At 42.5% G+C, this 22592-nt stretch carries 12 protein-coding genes; all 12 read left to right on the top strand.

Annotation, left to right across the window (positions count from 1 at the left end):
- Positions 1–1975 precede the first annotated feature (1975 nt).
- The 12 genes from LC586_RS16080 (at position 1976) to LC586_RS16135 (ending at position 22296) form a co-directional block, all read left to right on the top strand.
- Positions 1976–3832 (top strand): fatty acyl-AMP ligase, encoded by a 1857-nt coding sequence (locus tag LC586_RS16080; RefSeq protein WP_229485777.1) that lies wholly within the window; start codon positions 1976–1978, stop codon positions 3830–3832.
- Positions 3833–3968: 136 nt separating this feature from the next.
- Complete coding sequence (locus LC586_RS16085; RefSeq protein WP_229485778.1) at positions 3969–4274, top strand: acyl carrier protein; 306 nt, start codon at positions 3969–3971, stop codon at positions 4272–4274.
- A gap of 41 nt (positions 4275–4315) precedes the next feature.
- Positions 4316–5719: a hypothetical protein gene (locus LC586_RS16090; protein WP_229485779.1), complete on the top strand. Its 1404-nt coding sequence runs from the start codon at positions 4316–4318 to the stop codon at positions 5717–5719.
- Between the two features lie 27 nt (positions 5720–5746).
- Positions 5747–10498 (top strand): type I polyketide synthase, encoded by a 4752-nt coding sequence (locus LC586_RS16095; protein ID WP_229485780.1) that lies wholly within the window; start codon positions 5747–5749, stop codon positions 10496–10498.
- A gap of 4 nt (positions 10499–10502) precedes the next feature.
- On the top strand, positions 10503–13400 hold the full coding sequence (locus LC586_RS16100; protein WP_229485781.1) for a type I polyketide synthase: 2898 nt from the start codon (positions 10503–10505) through the stop codon (positions 13398–13400).
- 164 nt (positions 13401–13564) lie between these two features.
- Positions 13565–15430, top strand: coding sequence for a TubC N-terminal docking domain-related protein (locus LC586_RS16105; RefSeq protein ID WP_229485782.1), 1866 nt, complete (start codon positions 13565–13567; stop codon positions 15428–15430).
- 155 nt (positions 15431–15585) lie between these two features.
- Positions 15586–16482 (top strand): SDR family NAD(P)-dependent oxidoreductase, encoded by an 897-nt coding sequence (locus tag LC586_RS16110; protein WP_229485783.1) that lies wholly within the window; start codon positions 15586–15588, stop codon positions 16480–16482.
- Between the two features lie 70 nt (positions 16483–16552).
- Entirely contained in the window at positions 16553–17728 is a 1176-nt protein-coding gene (locus LC586_RS16115) for an MGDG synthase family glycosyltransferase (protein WP_229485784.1), read from the top strand.
- Positions 17729–17769: 41 nt separating this feature from the next.
- A complete protein-coding gene (locus LC586_RS16120) occupies positions 17770–18096 on the top strand; it encodes an NAD(P)-binding protein (RefSeq protein WP_267921686.1) in 327 nt (108 codons plus the stop codon).
- Between the two features lie 367 nt (positions 18097–18463).
- A complete protein-coding gene (locus tag LC586_RS16125; RefSeq protein WP_229485785.1) occupies positions 18464–19384 on the top strand; it encodes a methyltransferase domain-containing protein in 921 nt (306 codons plus the stop codon).
- Positions 19385–19498: 114 nt separating this feature from the next.
- Positions 19499–20722 carry an MGDG synthase family glycosyltransferase gene (locus LC586_RS16130; RefSeq protein WP_229485786.1) on the top strand — a complete coding sequence of 408 codons (1224 nt, stop codon included), beginning with the start codon at positions 19499–19501 and terminating at the stop codon, positions 20720–20722.
- A gap of 8 nt (positions 20723–20730) precedes the next feature.
- Complete coding sequence (locus LC586_RS16135; RefSeq protein ID WP_229485787.1) at positions 20731–22296, top strand: MFS transporter; 1566 nt, start codon at positions 20731–20733, stop codon at positions 22294–22296.
- Positions 22297–22592: the final 296 nt, after the last annotated feature.

Below are 22592 nucleotides of genomic sequence, written 5' to 3' on the forward strand. Positions count from 1 at the left end.
TCACTAAAACCGGGAGTTAACCCCCCTAGTCTCCAAAAATCCCAGAGGGATTATCCCAGTTTTAGCTGTCTATCAGGCTGTTAAAAAGTTAACCTTTGTGGGCTAACTTAATATCCATTTTTCTGCAAAATCTCGGGTAAGAGAAATTCAGAATCAGCTGCGGCACTTTTGTGCAGCCATTTTCACCATGAATGACAACTAACTACAATTATGACACTAACTCTTCATCAAAATCAAGCTGTAATAAGGCAATTTTTTGTAAGCATGAACGCTTGCAAGAGCGATTTATTCTACCAACCCACCTCTACAGCCAAAATTGTGGCTTATAATCAAAAATTTGGCTCAATATAAAATTTGTTTATCTGTTTTCAAGGAAATTCTCAATTAGCGCCAAAATTGGCAGAATCAAATCTTTAAAATTCTAAAAATGGGCAAATTTGGGATTTTAAGACACAAATCAGCCAAGTTAAATTTATCTCTAGAGAAGATAATTTTGCATTATTAGCAAAATTAAACAACTAGCAAATTTGGTTAGCTAATCTGGGAATTCTACCAATGAATCATCTATCCACTCCATCAAAATAAATAAACAGATGTGGAAATTGCTTATTTAGCAATGCCTGTATTTGGAGTCAAAGCGGATAGTTATATTCAAAGCAACATAGGTGCATAGAAAGCAGAGATCAAAATTTGAATTTTTGTGGCGCGTTCTAGGAGGTGAGTAAGTGCTATCTCTATTTTCCAAGCATCAATTTATTTGCATTCAAGGATCAATCTATTTGCATCATTATCTTCATTTGAGCGAGGCGATCACCAAATGAGTTTTTCATTCCAAAAATTTTACGAGAAAGGCAGAGGTCACAAACCAGAAGGAAAGAAATATTAATGAAAACCTTAGTTGTAAGTAGAAAACGCACTAACAAAATTTATATCAAGATGCGTAGCACAAAATACAAAAGAGCTAGTGCAGTCTCTGGTTCTACCAAATAGAAGAATCTGCCGCGTGGGCGGGTATTCCGACTTGAGTGGACTGGGATCATCTGGCGCCGAATCTCGCGCTTAAAAATGTCGTTGCTTCTGCCTTCTGAATAAGATAGCCAATACTGCAACATTGGACAGAATGGAAATTGTTCACAAACTTGAATGAAAGATCCACTATTCTTGTTCCCTTGCAAATCTAACTTAGTTGATTGCAAGCACTACAAGAAGTTAGCATTTGCAAATATTAGTAATTAAATCATTTACAAATATGCCAATGCTAATTTTTTTAGCCTCTAAACTGACTAAATAAAACTTTTACCAAAATATTTGAGTGAAGAAAAATATATGCTATAGAGTTTTTAAATAATTATTTAAAAATACATCCAATAAGGATGAATAAATACTTTCATAATAAGATTGCAGCAAAAATCTGGAACAGATTTTGAGGGTATTGATGCCAAGCTTAGAAGTTAAATAGGCTTGTATATTGGCTTTTAGGCTTTGATTGCCTGGAATTGAATAATTAAAAGTATTCACTGTAATTTGCTTTTTTGCTAGTAGGTAAAAAAGCAAATTACAGATGGGATTGTTTACTATATTTTTAAGATATTTAAATCTATATCACTAGAGGGATTTGTTAGATTTTTTTTAATAGGTGTTGACTTATAAGAAATTTACCTATATTATAAAACCAAGAAACACAAATAAAAGTTATCTCTAATTTGTGGAATTGGGGAAACCGATCTAAATTAATTTAGATTGTAACCAAGGTTAATTAGCAACGAATAAATCAGTATTTCTAACTGGATTTATGTTCTTAGGTTCAAATCCATAACTTAAATCTTTGTTAATAAACAGGATTTAGTGAGATTAACTCAGAATCTTTAGAAAATCAAATAATCTGACTGGCATCATGCGATCGCCCTAAATTGAAGCAGATTAAAGATAATATCTGCCTGAAAAAAATAACTGTAATTGAATAGAGGCACATTGAATGAGTGTTTATTCCAATAGCTTGATAACTCCGCATCATTTTTCAACGTTAGTTGAATTGCTGATTTATAGAGCAAAAAATCAGTCTGAGCAGAAAGCTTATACTTTTTTACAAAGTACAGAGACAGAAGCAGCATCATTGACTTATGGAGAGTTACATCTGCAAGCACAAGCGATCGCAGCTAGTCTCCAGGCTCTAAATCTTGGCGGTGAACGTGCTTTGCTGCTATATCAACCCGGTCTAGATTTTATTGCTGCTTTCTTTGGATGTTTATATGCCGGCGTTATTGCTGTTCCTGCATATCCACCCAGACGAAATCAAAAGTTGTCCAGGTTGCAGGCAATAGCCGCAGATGCCCAAGCCAAGATTGTACTGACTTCTAAATCTATTTTAGATAACCTCCAAACTAGTTCTACTCAAGAGGATTTAGAAATTTCGGGATTGCATTGGCTAGCTACCGATGAGTTGAGTAACGATCTTGCGGTTGCATGGCAACCGCAAGAATTGACCGATAATACCTTAGCTTTCCTCCAATACACATCTGGCTCTACAGGGACACCAAAGGGCGTGATGATCACTCATGGGAATCTGCTGCATAACGAGCGGATGATCGAGAAAGCCTTCGGACATACAAACAAAACTATCGTTGTTGGTTGGTTGCCTGTTTTCCATGACATGGGACTCATTGGAAATGTCTTGCAACCCTTATATTTAGGGGTTCCTTGCATTCTGATGTCTCCAGTAGATTTTCTCCAAAAACCAATTCGCTGGTTACAAGCAATATCTCACTACAAAGCTACAACTAGTGGTGGGCCAAACTTTGCTTATGATCTTTGCATTCGCAAAGTGACACCCGAACAGTTAGCGACTCTCGATCTCAGCAGTTGGGAGGTTGCTTTTACCGGTGCTGAACCTGTTCGTGCTGAGACTTTAGAGCAGTTTGCTTCTACTTTTGCGCCTTGTGGCTTTCGCAAGGAAGCATTTTATCCCTGCTACGGTATGGCAGAAACCACTCTGATAGTAAGCGGGGGTGAGAAAACAGCTTTACCAATCACTTGCAACGTAGAAAAAGCAGCATTAGAGCAAAACCGGATTGTCAAGCAGCACAAGGCTCAGGGAAATACCCAGACAATAGTAGGTTGTGGGCAAAGTCCTTTGGATCAGAAGGTGATCATTGTTGATCCCCAATCTTTAACGATGTGTGCGTCTGAGCAAGTTGGGGAAATTTGGGTAGCAGGCCCGAGTGTTGCTCAAGGTTATTGGAATCAACCTGAGCAGACAGAGAAGAGTTTCCATGCCTATTTAGCAGATACAGATATTAGCGATGGTGCAACCTCAGTCCCATTTTTTCGCACTGGAGATTTAGGATTTTTGCAAGATGGGGAGTTGTTTATCACAGGGAGACTCAAAGATGTAATTATCATCAGAGGTCAAAATCATTATCCACAAGATATTGAACTGACTGTTGAAAAGAGCCATCCAGCCCTGAAACCTGATTCAGGAGCAGCCTTTTCCATCGATTTTAAAGGTTCCGAACGACTAGTTATTGTTCAGGAGGTAGAGCGGAGTTACTTGCGGAAATTAAACGTTCAAGAAATTCTTGGAAATGTGAGACAAGCAGTGATTGCACAGCATGGACTGGATATATTTGCTACGGTACTCATCAGGACTGGAAGTATCCCTAAAACCTCTAGTGGTAAAATTCGCCGTCAAGCTTGTCGAACTGCATTTCTTGCCGGCACTTTGGATGTCATGGAGGATTGGAGTGAGAATCCTCAGAACAAAGCTAAGTTTAAGGATCTAGAAGCAGAGGTTGATTCTGTTCTCAAGCAGTTAACACCTACTAAGCAGCTATAAACTAGCCAGGACAAGGGCTGTTCTAGAGTTTTTTAGCTTGGTTAGGAATATTCATATTCCTAAGACAGGTATGGTTGCAGTGAAAAATTGAACACATTTGATTGTTGAAACATCTACATAGGCGAGGACTTAAATTATGACAATGCAGAATCTTGAATTGAATACCACATCTAAAGTTGTAACCAAGCAGATCCCAACAGCAGCAGAGATTCAAGCATGGATAGTCTTATATCTAGCTGACTTGCTGGAAGTCGATTCAGACGAAATCGAAGTCACAATACCTTTTGACCGTTATGGATTAGACTCTTCAGCAGCAGTCGGTTTGACAGGTGACTTAGAAGACTGGTTGGGATGTGAACTCGATCCAACCCTACTATACGATTACCCAACTGTTGAGGCTCTAGTTAAGCATTTAGTCTCAGAGTTAAAAATTGAAAAATAATCTCAATTCTGTTCATATTTAGTGTCATTCAGGAGAAAATCATGGTAACTGTAAACAAGACTCTCGAACCATTAGAAGCGCAGGAGCCAACGCACTTCCATCGGATTGAAAAAACTTACAAAAATAATCAAGACTCAGATTACACTGAAAAAATTAAAGAACTGGGTCAGGAATTTAATTACGCCAAAAACAGCAATTATTATTGGAGTAAACCTGACCTTTCGCTTCTTTATGGAACTCCTCTTTACGATGCGGCTTCTGACAGCCAAAAGCTAGCGCTTAACCATCTTTATTGGGTTGGTAATTATAACCATACTGCTGTTAGCGAAGCCAGTACAAGTATTTACAACATGGTCACGTCTGGTGTTTTCCGTGCCGTTGGTGGTTATGAAACACTTTGTGATGAACTGGACTTTGAAACCGAGCAGGAAAGCTACCACATTCGTACCTTTCAAAAGATAGGTTACAAATCGAAAATGGCTATTGTTGGCAAAACCATATTGGGTAATTCCCTTTATGGCAAAACAGAAAGAGACAATAATAGTTGGCTTAATCTTTTGATCCCTCAACCTGTACGAGAGTATTTCACCTCTACTCAAGGAAGTTCTCCCTTTTCAATACAGCGAGACAATACCTTAAGCGCGATCGCTAAGACAATGTTGAGCGATAAAAAACAGTATTATTCTCAGTATTTGAGAAATTTAGAAGAAAAAGGTGAGCCGATTCCCGCACCAGCAGATGGACTAGCAGGACGAATCGCACCCCGCCACTGGTTACGGTTTTTTACTGTTCACTGGGGTATGTCGCCGTTTATGGCGTGTCAATACTATTCCTTGCGCTACACGGCTAATGCGATTCTTAAGAATCAAGAATATCCTTATGTCAGGTATTACCGAGAGTTAGAGCAAAAAGGCGAGTATATTCCGACCCCAACAGCTGTTTCTTATTACCACTTGTTGGATGAGGCTTTCCATACCACGATCTCTCAAACCATTGCCAGAGATATGTATAAGGATTTCCCGAAGCCAACTGCTTACGAGAAATTTATATCTGGTTCGATAGTCTATCAAATCCAACGCAACCTTTTGAGTGGACTTTCTGGAGTCTTACCTGGTCGTTGTGTTTACGATGACCGGATGTTGATGCTATTTTTCTATAAGCTTTTGAAGTCTCCTTTATTTGATATGGAAACAAAAGAAGCACTTGATTGGATGGAAAAATGCTTTTGCCAAGAACACGAAGGCTTCCAAACCGGGCTGAAATATCATCAAAGTCTTTTGGAATTGATGCGGAGATTATTTAATCGCTTAGACTATCAGTGGTCTGTCAACCGTAATATGGGGATCATGGCTGCTGGAGCCTCAATTGACAAAGCAATTCAAAACAATATTCCGGTCTTTAAAGAGTTCAAAAAATCGGTTCTAGCTCAAGAAAGTAATTCGTAATTAATTAAAGGGGGGCATAATATTTTGATGGAAGCCATAGCAATTGTTGGCATTGGTTGCCGTTTTCCCAAAGCTAAAAATCCTGAGTCCTTTTGGCATCTCTTGCGTGATGGAGTAGATGCGATCGCCCAAGTACCACCAGAACGATGGGATATAAACGCCTTTTATGAATCTAAGCCAGCGACACCAGGAAAAATGAACTCCCGTTCGGGCGGTTTTTTAGATCAGGTAGATTTGTTTGATCCCAACTTTTTTGGAATTTCTGCCCGCGAGGCAGAACATCTAGACCCCCAGCAAAGATTAGTCTTGGAAATAGCTTGGGAAGCTTTAGAAAATACTGGACTTGTGCCAAAAACTCTAGCTGGTAGCCAAACAGGGGTGTTTATTGGTGTTACCAACGCTGACTATCACAAAATTATCTACAAAGACTCTTCCCAGATCGGTGCATATAGTGCTACGGGTACTACCCCTTGCATTGCCGCCAATCGTCTATCCTACTTGCTAAATCTGCGTGGCCCCAGTATGGCCATAGATACGGCTTGTTCTTCGTCATTAGTGGCAATTCATTTAGCTTGCCAGAGTTTGCGAAACGGAGAGTCCAATCTCTGCCTAGCTGGAGGAGTTAACTTGATGTTAGCTCCAGAACCTGCAATCTCTTGCTCCCAAGCTCAGATGATGGCTCCTGACGGTCGTTGTAAGACTTTTGACGCTAGTGCTGATGGTTATAGCAGAGGAGAAGGTTGCGGCGTAGTCGTACTTAAGCGTCTAGAAGATGCCCTCCGTGATGGAGACAACATTTTGGCGCTGATCAGAGGCTCGGCAGTTAACCAAGATGGTACAAGTAATGGACTGACAGCCCCTAATGGGCCTTCCCAGCAAGCAGTTATTCGCCAAGCCCTAGAACAGGCTGGAGTCGCTCCAGCGCAGATTAGCTATGTAGAAGCTCACGGCACTGGCACTTCTTTAGGAGATCCCATTGAGGTCAAATCCCTCAAAGCCGTACTAATGGAAGGTCGTTCCCCAGATCAACCCTGTTGGATTGGCTCAGTCAAGACCAACATTGGTCATTTGGAAGGTGCTGCTGGCATGGCTGGCCTAATCAAGGTGGTCTTACAAATGCAGCAACGGGAAATTGCTCCCCATCTGCATCTCAAGCAGCTTAATCCTTATATTTCTCTGGAAGGCACACCCTTTGCCATTCCAGTTGAGCTACAGCCTTGGTCTTCCCCTGGAAGTCGCTTGGCAGGGGTCAGTGCTTTTAGCTTCGGTGGTACCAATTGCCACATAATTTTAGAAGAAGCACCGCTCCCAACCCCAGTCACGAGTGAAGTTGAACGCCCCCAGCACATTCTGACCCTATCGGCGAAAACTGCTCCGGCTCTAGCGGAACTGGCACAAGAGTATCAAGATTTCTTTGCGTCTCATCCAGAAGTATCGTTGGCGGATGTCTGCTTCAGTGGCAATACGGGGCGATCGCATTTTGAGCATCGTCTCGCTGTTGTTGGTGAATCTGCTGTACATCTGTGTCAGCAATTGAGTGCTTTTGGCGCTGGAGAAGATACTTCCGGTCTTAGGAGTGGGCAATTAACGAAAAAGAAGTTGCCGAAGCTAGCATTTTTATTCACGGGTCAGGGATCGCAGTATGTCGGTATGGGTCGTCAACTCTACGATACCCAACCGATTTTTCGGGAAGCTATTGACAAATGTTCCCAAATTCTGCATCCATATCTTAAGCAACCTTTACTTGAAATTCTCTATCCCAAAGCGGGCAAATCTTCGCCTTTAGATGAAACTGCTTACACTCAACCAGCTTTGTTTGCTCTGGAATATGCTCTATTTCAGTTATGGGAATCCTGGGGGATCAAACCAGATGCAGTGATGGGGCATAGTGTAGGTGAATATGCAGCTGCTTGTATTGCCGGGATATTTAGTTTAGAAGATGGTCTAAAGTTAATTGCCGAACGCGCTCGTTTGATGCAGGCATTGCCCCAAGATGGTGAAATGGTGGCGGTGTTTGCGTCGGAAGCTTTAGTAACCTCAATTATTCAACCTTATGCCCAAGTGGCGATTGCTGCGATTAATGGCCCTAAGAATATAGTAATTTCTGGCGATCGCCACGTTATAGAAACAGTTACCAACATTCTGCGGACACAAGGAATCACGACAAAAAAATTACAAGTTTCTCATGCTTTCCACTCTCCCTTAATGGAACCAATGCTAGGTGAGTTTGAGCAAGTAGCCAAAAATGTTACCTACTCTTCACCTAAAATTAGCCTAATTTCCAATCTCACTGGTCAACCAATTACAGATGAAATCGCTACTCCTGAGTATTGGTGCAATCATGTGCGGCAGCCAGTACGATTTGCAGACAGTATAGAGTCGCTGTATCAGAGGGGCTACAAGATATTTGTAGAGATCGGCCCCAAGCCTATACTAATGGGAATGGGTCGTTATTGCTTACCGGAGGGAGAGGGAACTTGGTTACCTAGCCTGCGGACTGGGCGTGAAGATTGGCAACAAATCCTTGACAGTTTGGCGGTATTGTACATTAGTGGTGCGATCGTAGACTGGAATGGCTTTGATCGAGACTATGCCCGTCGTCAAGTGGTGTTACCAAATTATCCATTTCAACGCCAGCGCTATTGGTTGGAACCAGTTAATAATGGGCATTCAAAAATACAGTCTTTATCCCAAGATCGTATCCAGACCCAAATCTTCAATCTCTTGCATAAAGGGGAGACTGAAGAACTAGCCAAATACTTACAAACTGCAACACAATTCTCCCAAGAAGAAATTAAAGTACTGCCTAAGCTGTTAGAAATATTAGCCAAGCAACATCAACAACAACTAACAGCAGCATCCTACAAAGATTGGCTCTACGAAGTTAGTTGGCAGCCCAAACCCCTTCAGTTGAAACAAATCAGCGATCAAGAACCTGGTAGCTGGCTGATTTTAGCTGATAGATGGGGTGTTGGACAAGCTCTAGCACATCTTTTACAAGAGCAAGGTGAAAGTTGTTTTCTGGTCTATCCTGGAGACGGCTATGAAGTTAAACAGCCTGGAACTTGGAGTGTTAACCCATCGAACCCAGCCGATTTTGAGCGGCTTTTCCAAGAGGTAGTGGAAACTAACAAGTTACCGTTAAAAGGAGTTGTTCACCTGTGGAGTTTAGAAGCAGGATTGACTTCAGAATTAACCGTCCCTTTAATAGAAAAGATTCAGGTTCTTGGTTGTGCCAGTACCCTGCATCTAGTGCAAGCTCTTGCCTCGCGCCTCGCCTCACCCCGTTTGTGGTTAGTAACCAGGGGAGCAGTACCAGCAGTATCCTCATTGCAAGCACCAGCCCAGGCTTCTTTGTGGGGATTGGGTAAAGTTATTGCTTTGGAGCATCCCAAGTTGTGGGGAGGACTACTAGATTTGGCTCCCGATGCTCCAACAGATGAAGCAGTAAATCTGTTAGCAGAGATTTGGGATTCTCAAGGGGAAGACCAAATCGCCTTCCGAGAAGGACGGCGTTATGTGGCTCGCCTGATCCGCAGTGAAGTTCCAGAGGCTCGTTCAGTGCGGTTGCAATCGGATCGGACATATCTAATTACTGGAGGGTTGGGGGCGTTAGGTCTAAAAGTAGCACAGTGGATGGTGGAGCAAGGGGCGCGGCACTTAATGCTGACCGGACGCAAAGAGGCATCTGCTGAAGTACTGCAAGCGATCGCTCAGATGGAAAAAATGGGAGCTAAAATAGCGATCGCCACTGCTAATGTAGCCCAATGGAGTGATATGGTCAGAGTATTCGAGGAGATTAAAACCTCGATGCCGCCTCTGGGAGGAATTTTCCAGGCTGTTGGTATGCTCCACGATGGCATCCTCCTACAGCAGGACTGGAAGTCCTTCGAGCAAGTTATGGCAGCCAAGGTCAGAGGAACTTGGATTCTGCATACCTTGAGTCAGCAGTTACAACTGGATTTCTTTGTAACATTTTCCTCAGCTGCGGCGTTATTAGGTTCGCCAGGTCAAGGAAATTATGCAGCCGCTAATGCTTTCATGGATGCCTTAGCCGATTATCGTCGGGCGTCGGGACTGCCAGGATTGAGCATCAACTGGGGACTCTGGAAAGATGCTGGCATGGCTACAAGTCTGGGAAACCTCCACCAAGCAAGATTAGCTGCCCAAGGAATTGAGTCAATACCACTAGAGCAGGGATTGCAGATATTAGGAAATTTGCTAGGAAAGGATACAGCCCAAGTAGGAGTATTGCCAGTTAACTGGTCTAAGTTCTGCCAACAAATTCCTCAAGGTGTGGTTTTGCCATTTCTGGAATCTTTCATTGCAATAGATAAAAAACCATCGTTGCAGCGAACAAAATTTTTACAACAGTTAGAAACAACTCCTGTAAACGAGCGGCAAACTCTTTTAATTGCTCACATCCAAACTGAACTTGTTAAGCTTTTAGGGATTGATTCATCGGAATTAGAGCCGCAACAAGGTTTTCTTGATCTCGGCATGGATTCTCTGATGGCGGTGGAGTTGAAAAACCGTTTGGAAAGTACTCTGAGTTGTTCTCTACCTGCAACTTTAGTTTTTGACTATCCCACAATCGAAGCGCTTGTCGATTATCTACTGAAAGATGCGATCGCATCTTTAATTTCTGATGAATCTGCTGTGGAGTCACAAGAAACCAACCATGAGGAGCAAGTTGTAACTGATTCATATTTAGACGATTTATCAGACAGCGAAGCCGAAGCACTGCTGCTTGGTAGATTAGACAGCATGAGGTATTGAACAGATGAATTCAGAACAAGAAAAGACTGTATCACCCATCAAGCGGGCACTTCGGGCTATTGAAGACCTGCAAGCCAAAGTTGACCTGCTAGAGTACGCCAAACGAGAACCAATTGCCATCATTGGCATGGGTTGCCGATTTCCCGGTGCTGACAATCCAGAGGCATTCTGGCAACTGTTACGCAACGGAGTTGATGCCATTACTGAAGTTCCTGCCGATCGCTGGGATATTGAAAAATTCTATGACCCAGATCCTGATGCACCTGGTAAAGTGTGTACCCGCAAAGGCGGTTTTTTGACCCAGGTAGATGGCTTTAACCCAGAATTTTTTGGGATTTCAGCTAGGGAAGCAGCAAGTATTGATCCCCAACAACGGCTCTTACTAGAGGTTGGTTGGGAGGCTTTAGAAAATGCAACTCTTGCACCAGAGCATTTGTATAACAGTTCTACAGGAGTGTTTATCGGCATTTACCTCAATGATTACAGCAAGGTAATGTCCTCAGTAGGAGACTCAACCCAAATCGACGCTTTTAGTGCGATCGGCAACTCCTTGAGCGTAGCGGCTGGGCGCTTGTCGTATATTTTAGGGCTAAAAGGCCCGAGTATGGCGATCGATACTTCTTGTTCTTCTTCATTAGTTTCAGTGCATTTGGCTTGTCAAAGTTTGCGGCTGGGAGAATGCAATCTAGCCTTAGCTGGCGGAGTTGGTTTGAATCTCGTCCCAGACACCAGCATTGCTCTCTCCAAGTCACGGATGCTAAATCCTAACGGTCGCTGTCAAACCTTTGATGCTGCTGCAAATGGCTTTGTGAAAGGAGAAGGGTGTGGTGTCGTCGTCCTCAAGCGTCTCAAAGATGCTTTGGCTGACGGGGATAATATTTTAGCCATGATTCGGGGTTCTGCGGTTAATCACAATGGTCGCAGTAGTAGCTTGATTGCTCCTAATGGGATGTCTCAGCAAGCTACGATTCGCCAAGCCTTAGAAAATAGTGGCGTAGACTCAGCCCAGATTGACTATGTAGAGGTTCAGGGTACTGGGACATCAGTTGGAGAACCGATTGAGGTGGCGGCTTTGGGGGCAGTGTTTAGTAAGAATCGTCCTCAAGATCAACCTTTGGTTATTGGTTCAGTAAAAACCAACATTGGTCACTTAGAACCCGCTTCTGGGATCGCCAGTTTAATGAAAGTGGTGCTGGCTTTACAACATGGAGAAATCCCACCCCATCTGCATTTTCAGCAGCCTAATCCTAACATTAAATGGGATGAATTCAGGCTAAAAGTTCCAACTGAGCGAATGCCCTGGACTGTAGGAGCAAAAAGCCGACTGGCGGGAGTGAATACCTTTGGCTTTAGCGGCACTAACGCTCATGTGATTTTGGAAGAGGCTCCAATTTCAGAAGTAGCGCCAAGGTCAATAGAACGCCCCCTACACCTACTAGCATTATCAGCGAAGACAGACGAAGCTCTGATCCAGTTAGCCGAACGGTATGAGAAACACTTGGCTGCTAACCCAGACTTAGCTTTAGGAGATATCTGCTTTAGTGCCAATAGTGGGCGATCGCACTTTCAGCATCGCTTAAGTGTGGTAGCATCTTCAACTACCGAACTTTATGAAAAGCTAGCCACCTTCCGCGCTAGGCAAGAAGTAGCAGGGTTATTTAAAGGAAAAGTAGCAGGTTCTCCGAAAATAGCCTTCATTTTCACAGGCTTGAGCTACCAGTATCTAGGAATGGGGCGTAAACTCTACGAAACCCAACCTACCTTCCGTGCTGCCCTCGACCATTGCGATCAAATCCTGCGTACTTATTTAGAGCAACCATTACCAGAGATACTTTTCTCTCAATCTTCCCCTACCCCCCCTGTCCTCTTCTCCCTAGAGTATGCCCTTTTCCAGTTATGGAAATCCTGGGGTATACAACCCACCGCAGTTATGGGTAACGATGTTGGGGAATATGTTGCTGCCTGTGTAGCTGGAGTTTTCAGCTTGGAAGATGCTTTGAAGTTGGTTGTCAAGTCTCAAGTGGAGGAGTTTGAGCAAATCACTAGGGAAGTAACCTACTCCCAACCACGAATTCCCGTAGTTTCTCATCTAACTGGTGAAATAACGACCCCTCAGTATTGGTCTGAGCAAGTACGAAAACCCGTAAATGCAGCCAGCGTAGATATTCTAGCTCAACAGGGGTACGAAATATTTATAGAAATAGGTAGCGATCGCTTGTCTAAGAACGAAAAAGTTTCCCTTCCTAGTCTGCATCCAGAAAAAGAAGATTGGCAACAGCTACTAGAAAGTTTGGGGACTTTATATGTACATGGGGCAAAAGTAGACTGGTTAGCTTTTGACCTAGATTACTCGCGTCAACGTCTGCAATTACCAACCTATCCCTGGCAGCGAAAGCGCCACTGGTTTGGAGCTAATCGTAATGGGCACGAGAAAGTTGAGAGCTTCTCCCCGAATAAATCTTTCAAGAATGCAGACTTCAAACAATTAGTCAAGCAGTTAGAAATGACCACAGAACTCTCACAAGCAGAGTTGAATTTGCTGCCGAGACTGCTTGAGCTATTAGAGAAGCAACAGCAGCAGACCGAAACTGAGGAGGAAACTAACATAACATTGCAGCAACTCAGTCTCAAATCTCTAACAGCAGAAGATATTCAAGCTTGGTTAGTTAACCAAATTGCCCAAGAACTGGGAGTCAAACCCGATGAAATCAATGTCCGCCTACCTTTTGACAGTTACGGCTTAGATTCCGTACTAGCGATCGCCATTGCCAGTACTGGAAAACAATTCCTCGGACTTGATATGTCTCCACTTCTCTTAGTGCATTATCCCACTATAGAGTCACTTTCACAGCACTTAGCCAAAGAAGTAGAAGCTTCTGAATCAGAAACCTTTGAAATTTAAGTTAAGCATTTCTTCCTTCCTTTCTCTCTCTTTCTTTCTTTCTTTGTGTCCTTTGCGTCCTTTGCGGTTCGTTCAAAAAAAATGACTTTTAGAAAGAGTTTTAGCCTTAACTTAATCTCCTGACCCCTGAATTCTGTTTACATAACAAAAAAAATGGTGAATCTATGAACGTATCAGAGCTTTTGGAAAATCTTAATCATCAAGGCGTTCAGTTGTGGGCCGATAATGATAAACTCAAGATTAATTCTCCGAAAGGATTACTAACAGCAGAAATCCGCACCGAACTAGCTGAACGCAAAACAGAAATTCTCGCCTTTCTGCAAAAAAGTAACCATGCCATTAGTGATAGTTCTACAACTAAAGCTCAAGACCTGAGCTTGCAAACAATTGGCCGTTTGATTGGTGGTTATTGTCGTAAAATTACAGGCTTTATTCCTCCTGTCATCGATCCAAAACTGATGGCAAATAAGCTAAAAGTTACCTTTAGACCTTTGCCTAATGGTTACAAAGAAGAAACAGTTTTACAGTTTAGGAAAGAATTAGAACATAAATTACAAGAAAACGGAGTTCAAATATTATCTTGGGAAGAAGCAACTAAAGATTTTAACTACGAAATTACTATTCCCTTGATTAATTGGAAAAAAAATATCACAACAAGGGTAGTTAAATCAGGTGTTAATGCTGTCGTAGATGTTGAAAAACATCCTTCTTTAGTTGGGAAAGCAAAAATATTTTTAGCAGAATTGCTCTATCGATTATATTCTCGTTTTGTTTTCAACAATAACCCAATATCTGCTTCTAAAATCATGCAATTTATCAGTTGGGCTGAAGAGAGTGTCCAACCACTTGAAGACCCAACAAATACTCAAGCGATCGTTTTAACAAAACTTAATCCAAAGCTAGTCGATCCAGAAATTCCTTATCAGCAAAAGATTCCAATTGGTGTAAATACCCTCATCAAGAACTTTTCGGAAATTGTGATTGGGGTTGACAACACCAATATCTCTATCTTAAACATGAACCTCTCAGACTCGGTATTTTCTACAGAGTTCCTTGATGAGTTCGTTTCTAAGTCTTTAATTCCTAAAATCTTTGTACCAATTCAACCATTACCTTTAAGTCGATTTGAAATTGGTGAATATGACGCGAAAGCATCTGTCTATGCAGGCCAATTAGTCAAATTGGGTAAAGAATTAGCATCAACAGAGTTACTACCTTCTGGGTTTAAAATTAACGATGTGATGAAAAGAAAGTCTCACCGAGATATTGTAGACTGGATGATAAATGGCAGAACCGGAGTTTCTTACGGTTTTGTTGCTTACGCCGAACCTCCACAATATATCGGTGCTGTAGAAATATCCGAAAGGGAGTGGGACAGCTTATCAACGATCGCAGGATTCAGCCGTGATGAACTGCGTCAAAATGAAATCGGTAGAAGGTATATCAAAACCAAGATTGCGGAAAAATACGTATTTAAACAGATACCAGATATCTGGCTTGCTAGTTCTCGTTCAGGCTCAAATAAAACAAACCTGAATTTAGAAACAGACGTGTTTCGGGTTGGATTACAAGACAGGTTATTACTCCAATTACCAAAAGGACTTGATTCTGTAGTAGGTGATATCAAACCATCTTACGATATCTATGTCATGGTGGCGATCGCACTGGCTGCTGCTTTATACGCACCAAAGTTAATTGAAAATGGGATGCCAATGGTTCATTTCCACGGATATCCTTCAAAAGAGTGGTTGCAACCCCATGAATACTGTACTGGAGTTCAAAATCCCTCGGTTCCTTGTGGAACTTATGAATCAGGAGTTTTTAATTTCTTAGGTATATACAATCTAGTGAATAAATATGGCAGCAATATTGCCTTAGCCAGTCTGATAGAACCAGATCATGGCACCAATATCATCGCCTCTGACTGGAAATATTTACTAGCCAGAATTAAAACTGGAGTTGAACAGGAACAAATTGAACTGGGTGGTAAGCATTTCCCTTCTCTAAAAGAAAGCGTTGCTACTCCCTAGTGGTCTGTCAAGCTAACTTTGTGGGGTTAACGAACCACAGAGGCACAGAGAACACAGAGAAAAAGAGAGAAAGATTCTAAAACTTGGTTTACTTAAGCATTGTTGGCTTGGTGAACTACTAGGTTGGTACTGATGAAAGAGGATGTTAAGCAATCATGTCAATTATTGCAGGTCAGACAGTACTTCTGACAGGAGCCTCACGCGGCATTGGAGTATTTATTGCGTGTGCTTTGGCAAAAGAAAAGGCGACTATAGTTGGTGTTTCGCGATCGCAAGAGGCACTAGATCAAGTAGCTGCCGAAGTCAAAGCTTTAGGAGGTCGCTGGTTAGGTATTAAATATGACCTCAGCAAGCTTGAGGATCTGCCAAACCTCATTCAGCAAATCAATCAGCTTGCAGGGCCAATTGACATTTTGATTAACAACGCAGGTATAGAGATATACAATAAATTTCAAGATTATTCAACTGCGGAGTTACAGTCAATATTAACAATTAACTTGCTATCGGGGATGGAATTAAGTCGTTTGGTACTACCAACGATGTTAGCCCAAAACAGGGGTCACATTGTTAATATTGCTTCTCTAGCTGGTAAAAAGGGAAACCCTTACAACAGTGTTTACTCTGCTAGCAAAGCTGGTTTTCTTATATGGACTGATGCACTCAGACAAGAACTAGCTAGTACTGGCGTGGGAATTTCTGCAATCTGTCCAGGATATGTTTCTGGTGAGGGAATGATTGCCGATACTGGTGTACCGATACCAAAGTTAGCAGGCGCATCTACACCAGATGATGTAGCAAAAGCCGTCATCCGCGCTATTAAGCAGAATCAGGCAGAAGTGATTGTCAATCAAGATCCGACAACAGAAACTATATCAAAACTGCTAATGGGGCTGTGGCAAATTTTTCCCCTATTTGGCGACGCAGTTTATCAGTGGATGGGAGTAGGTAAGCTCAATCAACTCCGCATCGAGAATCAAAAGCACGTTGCGTTGAAATTTAGTGGAAGTAAATCAATGGTAATAGCAACATCAGACAAAACTACTGAAAGATGACGTTGTTGAATTTAGATATGAAATTTAAAAAGATTGTCTCGAACCCAAATACAAACCCAATGGAAAAGCCATGAAAAAAGTATATTTGATGATTTATGATTTAGGCGCAGGTCATCGCAGCACAGCCAATGCTTTGCAAAAAGTGATCGAGAAGCGGCAATTGCCTTGGGAAATTCATATAGTCGATGCTTTCAAAGAAATTATTGGCACGACTGCTCCACACTACGTTTACAATCAGCTAATACTCAAAAAAGACTGGGCAAAAATTATTAATGACCCTTTCTTAGTTCCCTCATTCAAATTACAAATACGCCTTTCTCGTTTTGCTTGGCTAGGACGTTTTAAAAGATACTGGCAGCAGCATCAACCTGATATGGTGGTTTCATTACTGCCCTATATCAACGGGCTGATTAATCAAAGCTTGCAGGCAGTATCGCCCAGTGTGCCTTTTGCAACCGTAATGACCGATCATGCCGATTGTCCACCCCACTTCTGGATTGATCCACAAGGGCAATTTTTAATTTGTCCTACTCAACGAGCAGTTGAACAAGCAAAAAACTTGGGTTATACGCAAGAGCGAATTTTCAGCACTTCAGGAGTGGTAATTCATCCTCGATTTTCTGAACCCGTAAATAGCGATCGCAAAATTGAAAGAGAACGCTTAGGTCTAAATCCAGATTTACCAACAGGTTTAATCACTTTTGGTAGTCAGGGATCAAAAGCAATGCTAGAAATTGCCGATTCTCTAGAGAAATCGTCACTGAATCTACAACTCATTTTTATCTGCGGACGCAATGAAGAAATAGCAAATACTTTGCGCCGTCAACAGAGTCGCTTACCAAGATTCATTGAAACTTTTACTAGTGAAATTCCCTACTATATGCATTTGTCGGATTTCTTCATTGGTAAATCCGGCTCAGTAGGTGTTAGCGAAGCTGTGGCAATGAGCTTGCCAGTAATTACAGATTGCAACGCCTTAAGTATGTTTCAAGAACGACCTTCGGCTGAGTGGATTGCAGAAAATGAGATTGGAATTGTAGTCCCCGATTTTCGGGATATTAACCAAGCTGTAGCAAAGCTAATCCAACCGGAAACTCTGGCTCAGTACCGTGCTAACGCCGCCGCAATCAACAATCAAGGAGTATTTGAAGTTGTTGATATTTTGGAACAAATGCTTGAAAACTCCTTCTCTGTTGCGCCTTCTCCAACAGTTGAGACAAATAAGCAGTTATCCTCGGCAGTTTGATGGATATAGCAATCCGAAAAAAATAACCGGAGTGAAATAATATGCTATTTGATTGGCTGATCGTAGGGGCCGGATACTCAGCCTGTGTAATGGCTGAACGGCTTGCAACTCAGCTTGGACACAGAGTACTGATTGTAGAGCAGCGAGACCACATCGGGGGCAATGCCTACGATTACTACAACGAGCATGGCATTCTCGTTCATAAATATGGGCCTCACATCTTTCATACTAAATCTAAAAAAGTATGGGATTATCTCTCTCACTTCCAAATAAAAAAATATCCCACTGTTCACAGTCAACAGTCAACAGTCAACAACTTCAAGCGGTTGTTTTTATTTCTTGGAGTTCCCATAGCTAATTCTATGTAGAAAGTGCCAAAAAGATGCGATCGCACTTGTGATGGATAAAAAACATACAACTCTTTCCTAGGACTTACGCACGGGTAACGGAAAACGAACCACAGAGAAGCCAGTGCGCCCTTGCGGTTAAGAGACTTGTTCGCGCAGCGTCTCCCCTTGGGAGAAGCAACTGGCGCGGCGCAGAGAAGCCAGTGCGCCCTTGCGGTTAAGAGACTTGTTCGCTCAAGCGCGTTCCCGTTCGCGCAGCGTCTCCGTCAGGAGAAGGGTAGCAACTGGCGCGTCACGGAGGAATGAGAGTTTGAGAGGGTTTTTGCGTAAGTCCTATTTCCCTAAAATTCTCACTAAAAAATTGTTAATATTTTCTCACAGAAGGATTATGGTGCAACAACAACTCGTTAGTACAACCAAGCAACGCCTTGAATGTTCCATTTGCAATTATCGCGTCGATCCGAATGATAAATCTGCATTTTCTACGTTTCCTTGTAGTGTCAGAGCCTTTATAGGCGAAAAGTTTCAGGTTTGGCGATGTCCTGATTGCAAGACGATACACTGTTTAGATGTCGTAGACCTTGACCACTATTACACACAATACCCGACTGCTAAGGCAGTACTTACATGGTCATATCGATTTCTCTATGGCAACCTGTGCCGCCAGTTGACAAAGCATGGGTTTTCCAAGACTCACTCGTTACTCGATTATGGCTGTGGTGCTAACGGTCTGTTTGTACAATATCTGCAAGAACGTGGCTTTGCCAATTCCTATGGATATGACCCTTATGGGTCAGAAGATGGCTTTGGCGATCCAACAACCCTCCAGCGTAGACCATTTGATTACATCTCGCTCCAAGATGTCATCGAACATGTTGAAGATCCTAATGATCTATTAAGTAAGTTAAACAATATGTTGTCTCCTGGTGGTTACATTCTAATCAGTACACCTAACGCCGCTAATATCGACCTCAAGCGACCCGACTTACCCGATCACTTTAACTGTATGCATATCCCCTACCACCTTCATGTATACACGCGTGAAACCCTCGAATCTTTAGGAAGATGTCAGGGATGGGAGCCTGTAGATTTCTTTGACCGAAAATATGACGATACACCCTGGTTCGGCTTCAACAATCGAGTTTATAACGTTTACATGAGCCTCTTTGACAACTCACCAGACGTTTTTGTTGAGCCGTTGAAACTAGGGAAAGCGTTGTCCTCTTATAAATTCCTTTTCTACGCTATTTTTGGTTATTGGCTGAGTTTCCATTCTGGGATGAGCATCATGTTCCGCAAAAGTATTTAATCCGATGCTCGCCTCCTTATGGAATTGCTGGTGAACTGAGTTGAATAGAAGTTCGCCCAGCAGGATAACAAAAAAAGTTTTGTTTTTAAGAGATATTTTGTATTTATGAAAACAATGCAATCACCCTCATATCCAAAAAAAAAGTTTTTGATCAATGTTGTCACCGGAAATAGTGGTGGAGGGCATATCGCTACTTCTAATGCGATATCTTCAATCATTGAGCAACAACTCCCCTGTCAAACTAGTGTTACCGATGTAGACGTATTAGCGCAGCGTTTAGCAGAAGGACAAAAGACACTGGATATTTACAGGCTATTCGGAACTAGTGGGGATCAAGTTCTCAACCAGATTATGCAAAGTGGTTGGACATGGATTCACCATCTGATGATGCCTTTTAATAAACTACTTATCAAACTAAATCACGATGCTGGTGTGAGGATATTTGAAGAACATTGGCGTGAGCAACAGCCAGATATGGTAGTTTCTGTAGTGCCCTTGTTTAATAAAATGATATGGGAAAGTTTACAAAGAGTAAAACCAGACACACCTTTGGTGACAATTCTGACAGATTTTGCTGATTTTCCGTCCGCTTATTGGATAGAACCGGAAACAGGAAGTTATATAGTCTGTGGCACCCAAAAAGCAGTGGAGCAAGCTCGTTCTTTGGGAGTAAAGGAGGAGCTGATCGTCAAAACTTCGGGACTGGTGATTAACCCTCGCTTTTATGAACCGATTGTGAGCGATCGCGCCCAGGAAAGGCAACGGTTGGGTTTAGATCCAGACTGTCTGACTGGACTTGTATTATTCGGGGGTAATGGCTCCAAAGTAATGCTGGAAATTGCCAAGCGTCTAGAGTCTTTTCAACAAAAGCTACAACTCATCTTTATTTGCGGACGCAATGAAGAACTAGCTTTAGCTTTACGTGAGAGCCAAGCTCTTCAGAAAAGGTTTGTCACCACCTTTACAAAAGACATTCCTTACTATATGCATCTTAGTGATTTTCTGATTGGTAAACCAGGCCCTGGTAGTATTAGTGAGGCGCTAGTAATGAAGCTACCAGTGATTGTGGAACGCAGTGCTGCAACAATGCCACAGGAACGATACAACACTGACTGGATTCAACAGCAGCAGGTAGGTCTGGTTATCCGCAGTTTTCGAGATATTGACCGAGCAGTTGAGCAGTTTCTTGAGCCGGAAAATTTTGCCTGCTACCGTGCAAATGTTGCTGCGGTAAACAATAGAGCCGTGTTTGAAGTTCCCGATATCTTACAGAAGATTCTTGCTAATAATTATAAAACAACTAAAACAACAGTGGCAGAACCACTCCAGCAGAGGTAGTAACAGCGATGAATCGAGATCGTATTAAAGCAGTTACCCTGGCGGCAATGTGTTTCGCCCTCTTCATGGCCAATCTTGATGACACTGTGATGAATGTGGCGCTTCCCCAGATTCAGATAAGTCTAAACTCTGGCGTGTCGGGATTACAGTGGATTCTCAACGCTTACACTTTGTCTGCGGCTGGTATAATGCTGCCAAGCGGAACATTAGGAGACATTTATGGACGTAAGCGAGTCTTCCTTACAGGGCTAGTCATCTTCACGATCGCTTCTTTAATTTGTGGTCTGGCTCCAAATTTGAGTATCTTGATTACTGGGCGAACCCTTCAAGGAATTGGGGCTGCTGCCCTAGTGACTGGTTCTCTCTCGATCATTGCTGATACCTTTCCTGAACCGAATGAAAAATCAAAAGCCCTTGGTATTTGGGCTGCCGTGTCAGGACTTGCCCTCGTTGCGGGGCCTGGACTAGGCGGACTCCTAGTAGATACTTTGGGATGGCAAAGCGTGTTCTTTCTCAACTTACCACTGGGCGCGATCGCTTTTCAGGTGACTTTGCGTGTTGTTAAGGAAAGTAAAGATTCCAACAAACAACGTCTTGATGTGCCTGGTTTACTGCTCAGTGTCATATTTCTGGCTTCACTTACATACGCACTTACCCAAGGGAATACTGGGCTGTGGCGATCGCCGCTCATTGTCTTGCTGCTGATAGTTGCTGGACTTAGCTTTATAGCATTTTTATTTGTTGAGTCCCACAGTAGCCACCCAATGGTGCCATTAACCTTGTTTCAGAATTCGACATTTACTGTTGTCAATGTCGTTGAGGTTTTGGTATTCTTCAGTGTTGTCAGCTTACTTTTTATCTTCAGCCTGTTCTTCCAACAAGTGCAGGGGTACTCGGCAATGGCAGCTGGCTTGCGCTTCCTGCCGATGAATGGAGCTTTTGTAATTGCATCTATATGTTCTGGGTGGTTTGCTGCTCGCTTAGGGTGGCGCTTTGCGATCGCGACAGGACTTATCGTAGCAAGCATAGCTACATTTTCGTTGATCCGAATTAGTGCTGATACAGAGTATGGAGCGATTTTGTGGAGCCTGATTCTTTCGGGGTTTGGTAGCGGCTTGACACTCGCGCCCTTAGCAGCAGTAGGTCTGAATTCTGTACCCTCGACAAAAGTGGGAATTGCCTCAGCAGTAATCAACACTAGTAATCGTATCGGCACTATTTTAGGAGTTGCTATACAAGGAACAATTCTCACACAACTGCTAGCCTCAGATTTGGCGCGATCGCTCTCTACTTTGGGTCTACCCTCCAACCTCCAGGATCGCCTTCTCGCTGATGTTTTGCATAGTGGAGTTAAAGTCCCCAGTGACCTGCCACCTAACATTTCCGCCCAAGCTATGCATCAGGCGATCAGCAATGCATTTGTATCAGGTCTACACGCAACTGTGCTTCTCGCTAGTGTTGCCTTGCTAGGTGGGGCATTTTTGATTCTGGTGTTTGTTCAGCCAACTTTTAACCAACTCACTAAGAATTCTCTTGTTTCTATTAAACACAAGAAGCAGGGTAAGCGTATCTAAATTAGACTTTACAAAAAAGATGATTTATGTATTGAACAAAAAAATCAGGTTTATCGTTTATTTGAAACTGTTAAAGGAATTTGCGAAAAATAAATCATTTACCATTTGGCCTAATTATTGGATATTATTCTTTGCAGATGCCTAATATAACCACCAGAGTATCAGCACCAGGTAACGGAAATTAGTCAAAGGATGTTTTAAAAGTATTTTTGGTAACATAAAAGCCTCGGAATTAACCCCCTAGCCCCCAAGGCTGTTTCATACCCTAAAAGGCGCTGGTTTACAAGCGTTTCAAG

It is taken from the genome of Nostoc favosum CHAB5714 (assembly GCF_020829495.1).
Classification (GTDB): domain Bacteria; phylum Cyanobacteriota; class Cyanobacteriia; order Cyanobacteriales; family Nostocaceae; genus Nostoc; species Nostoc favosum.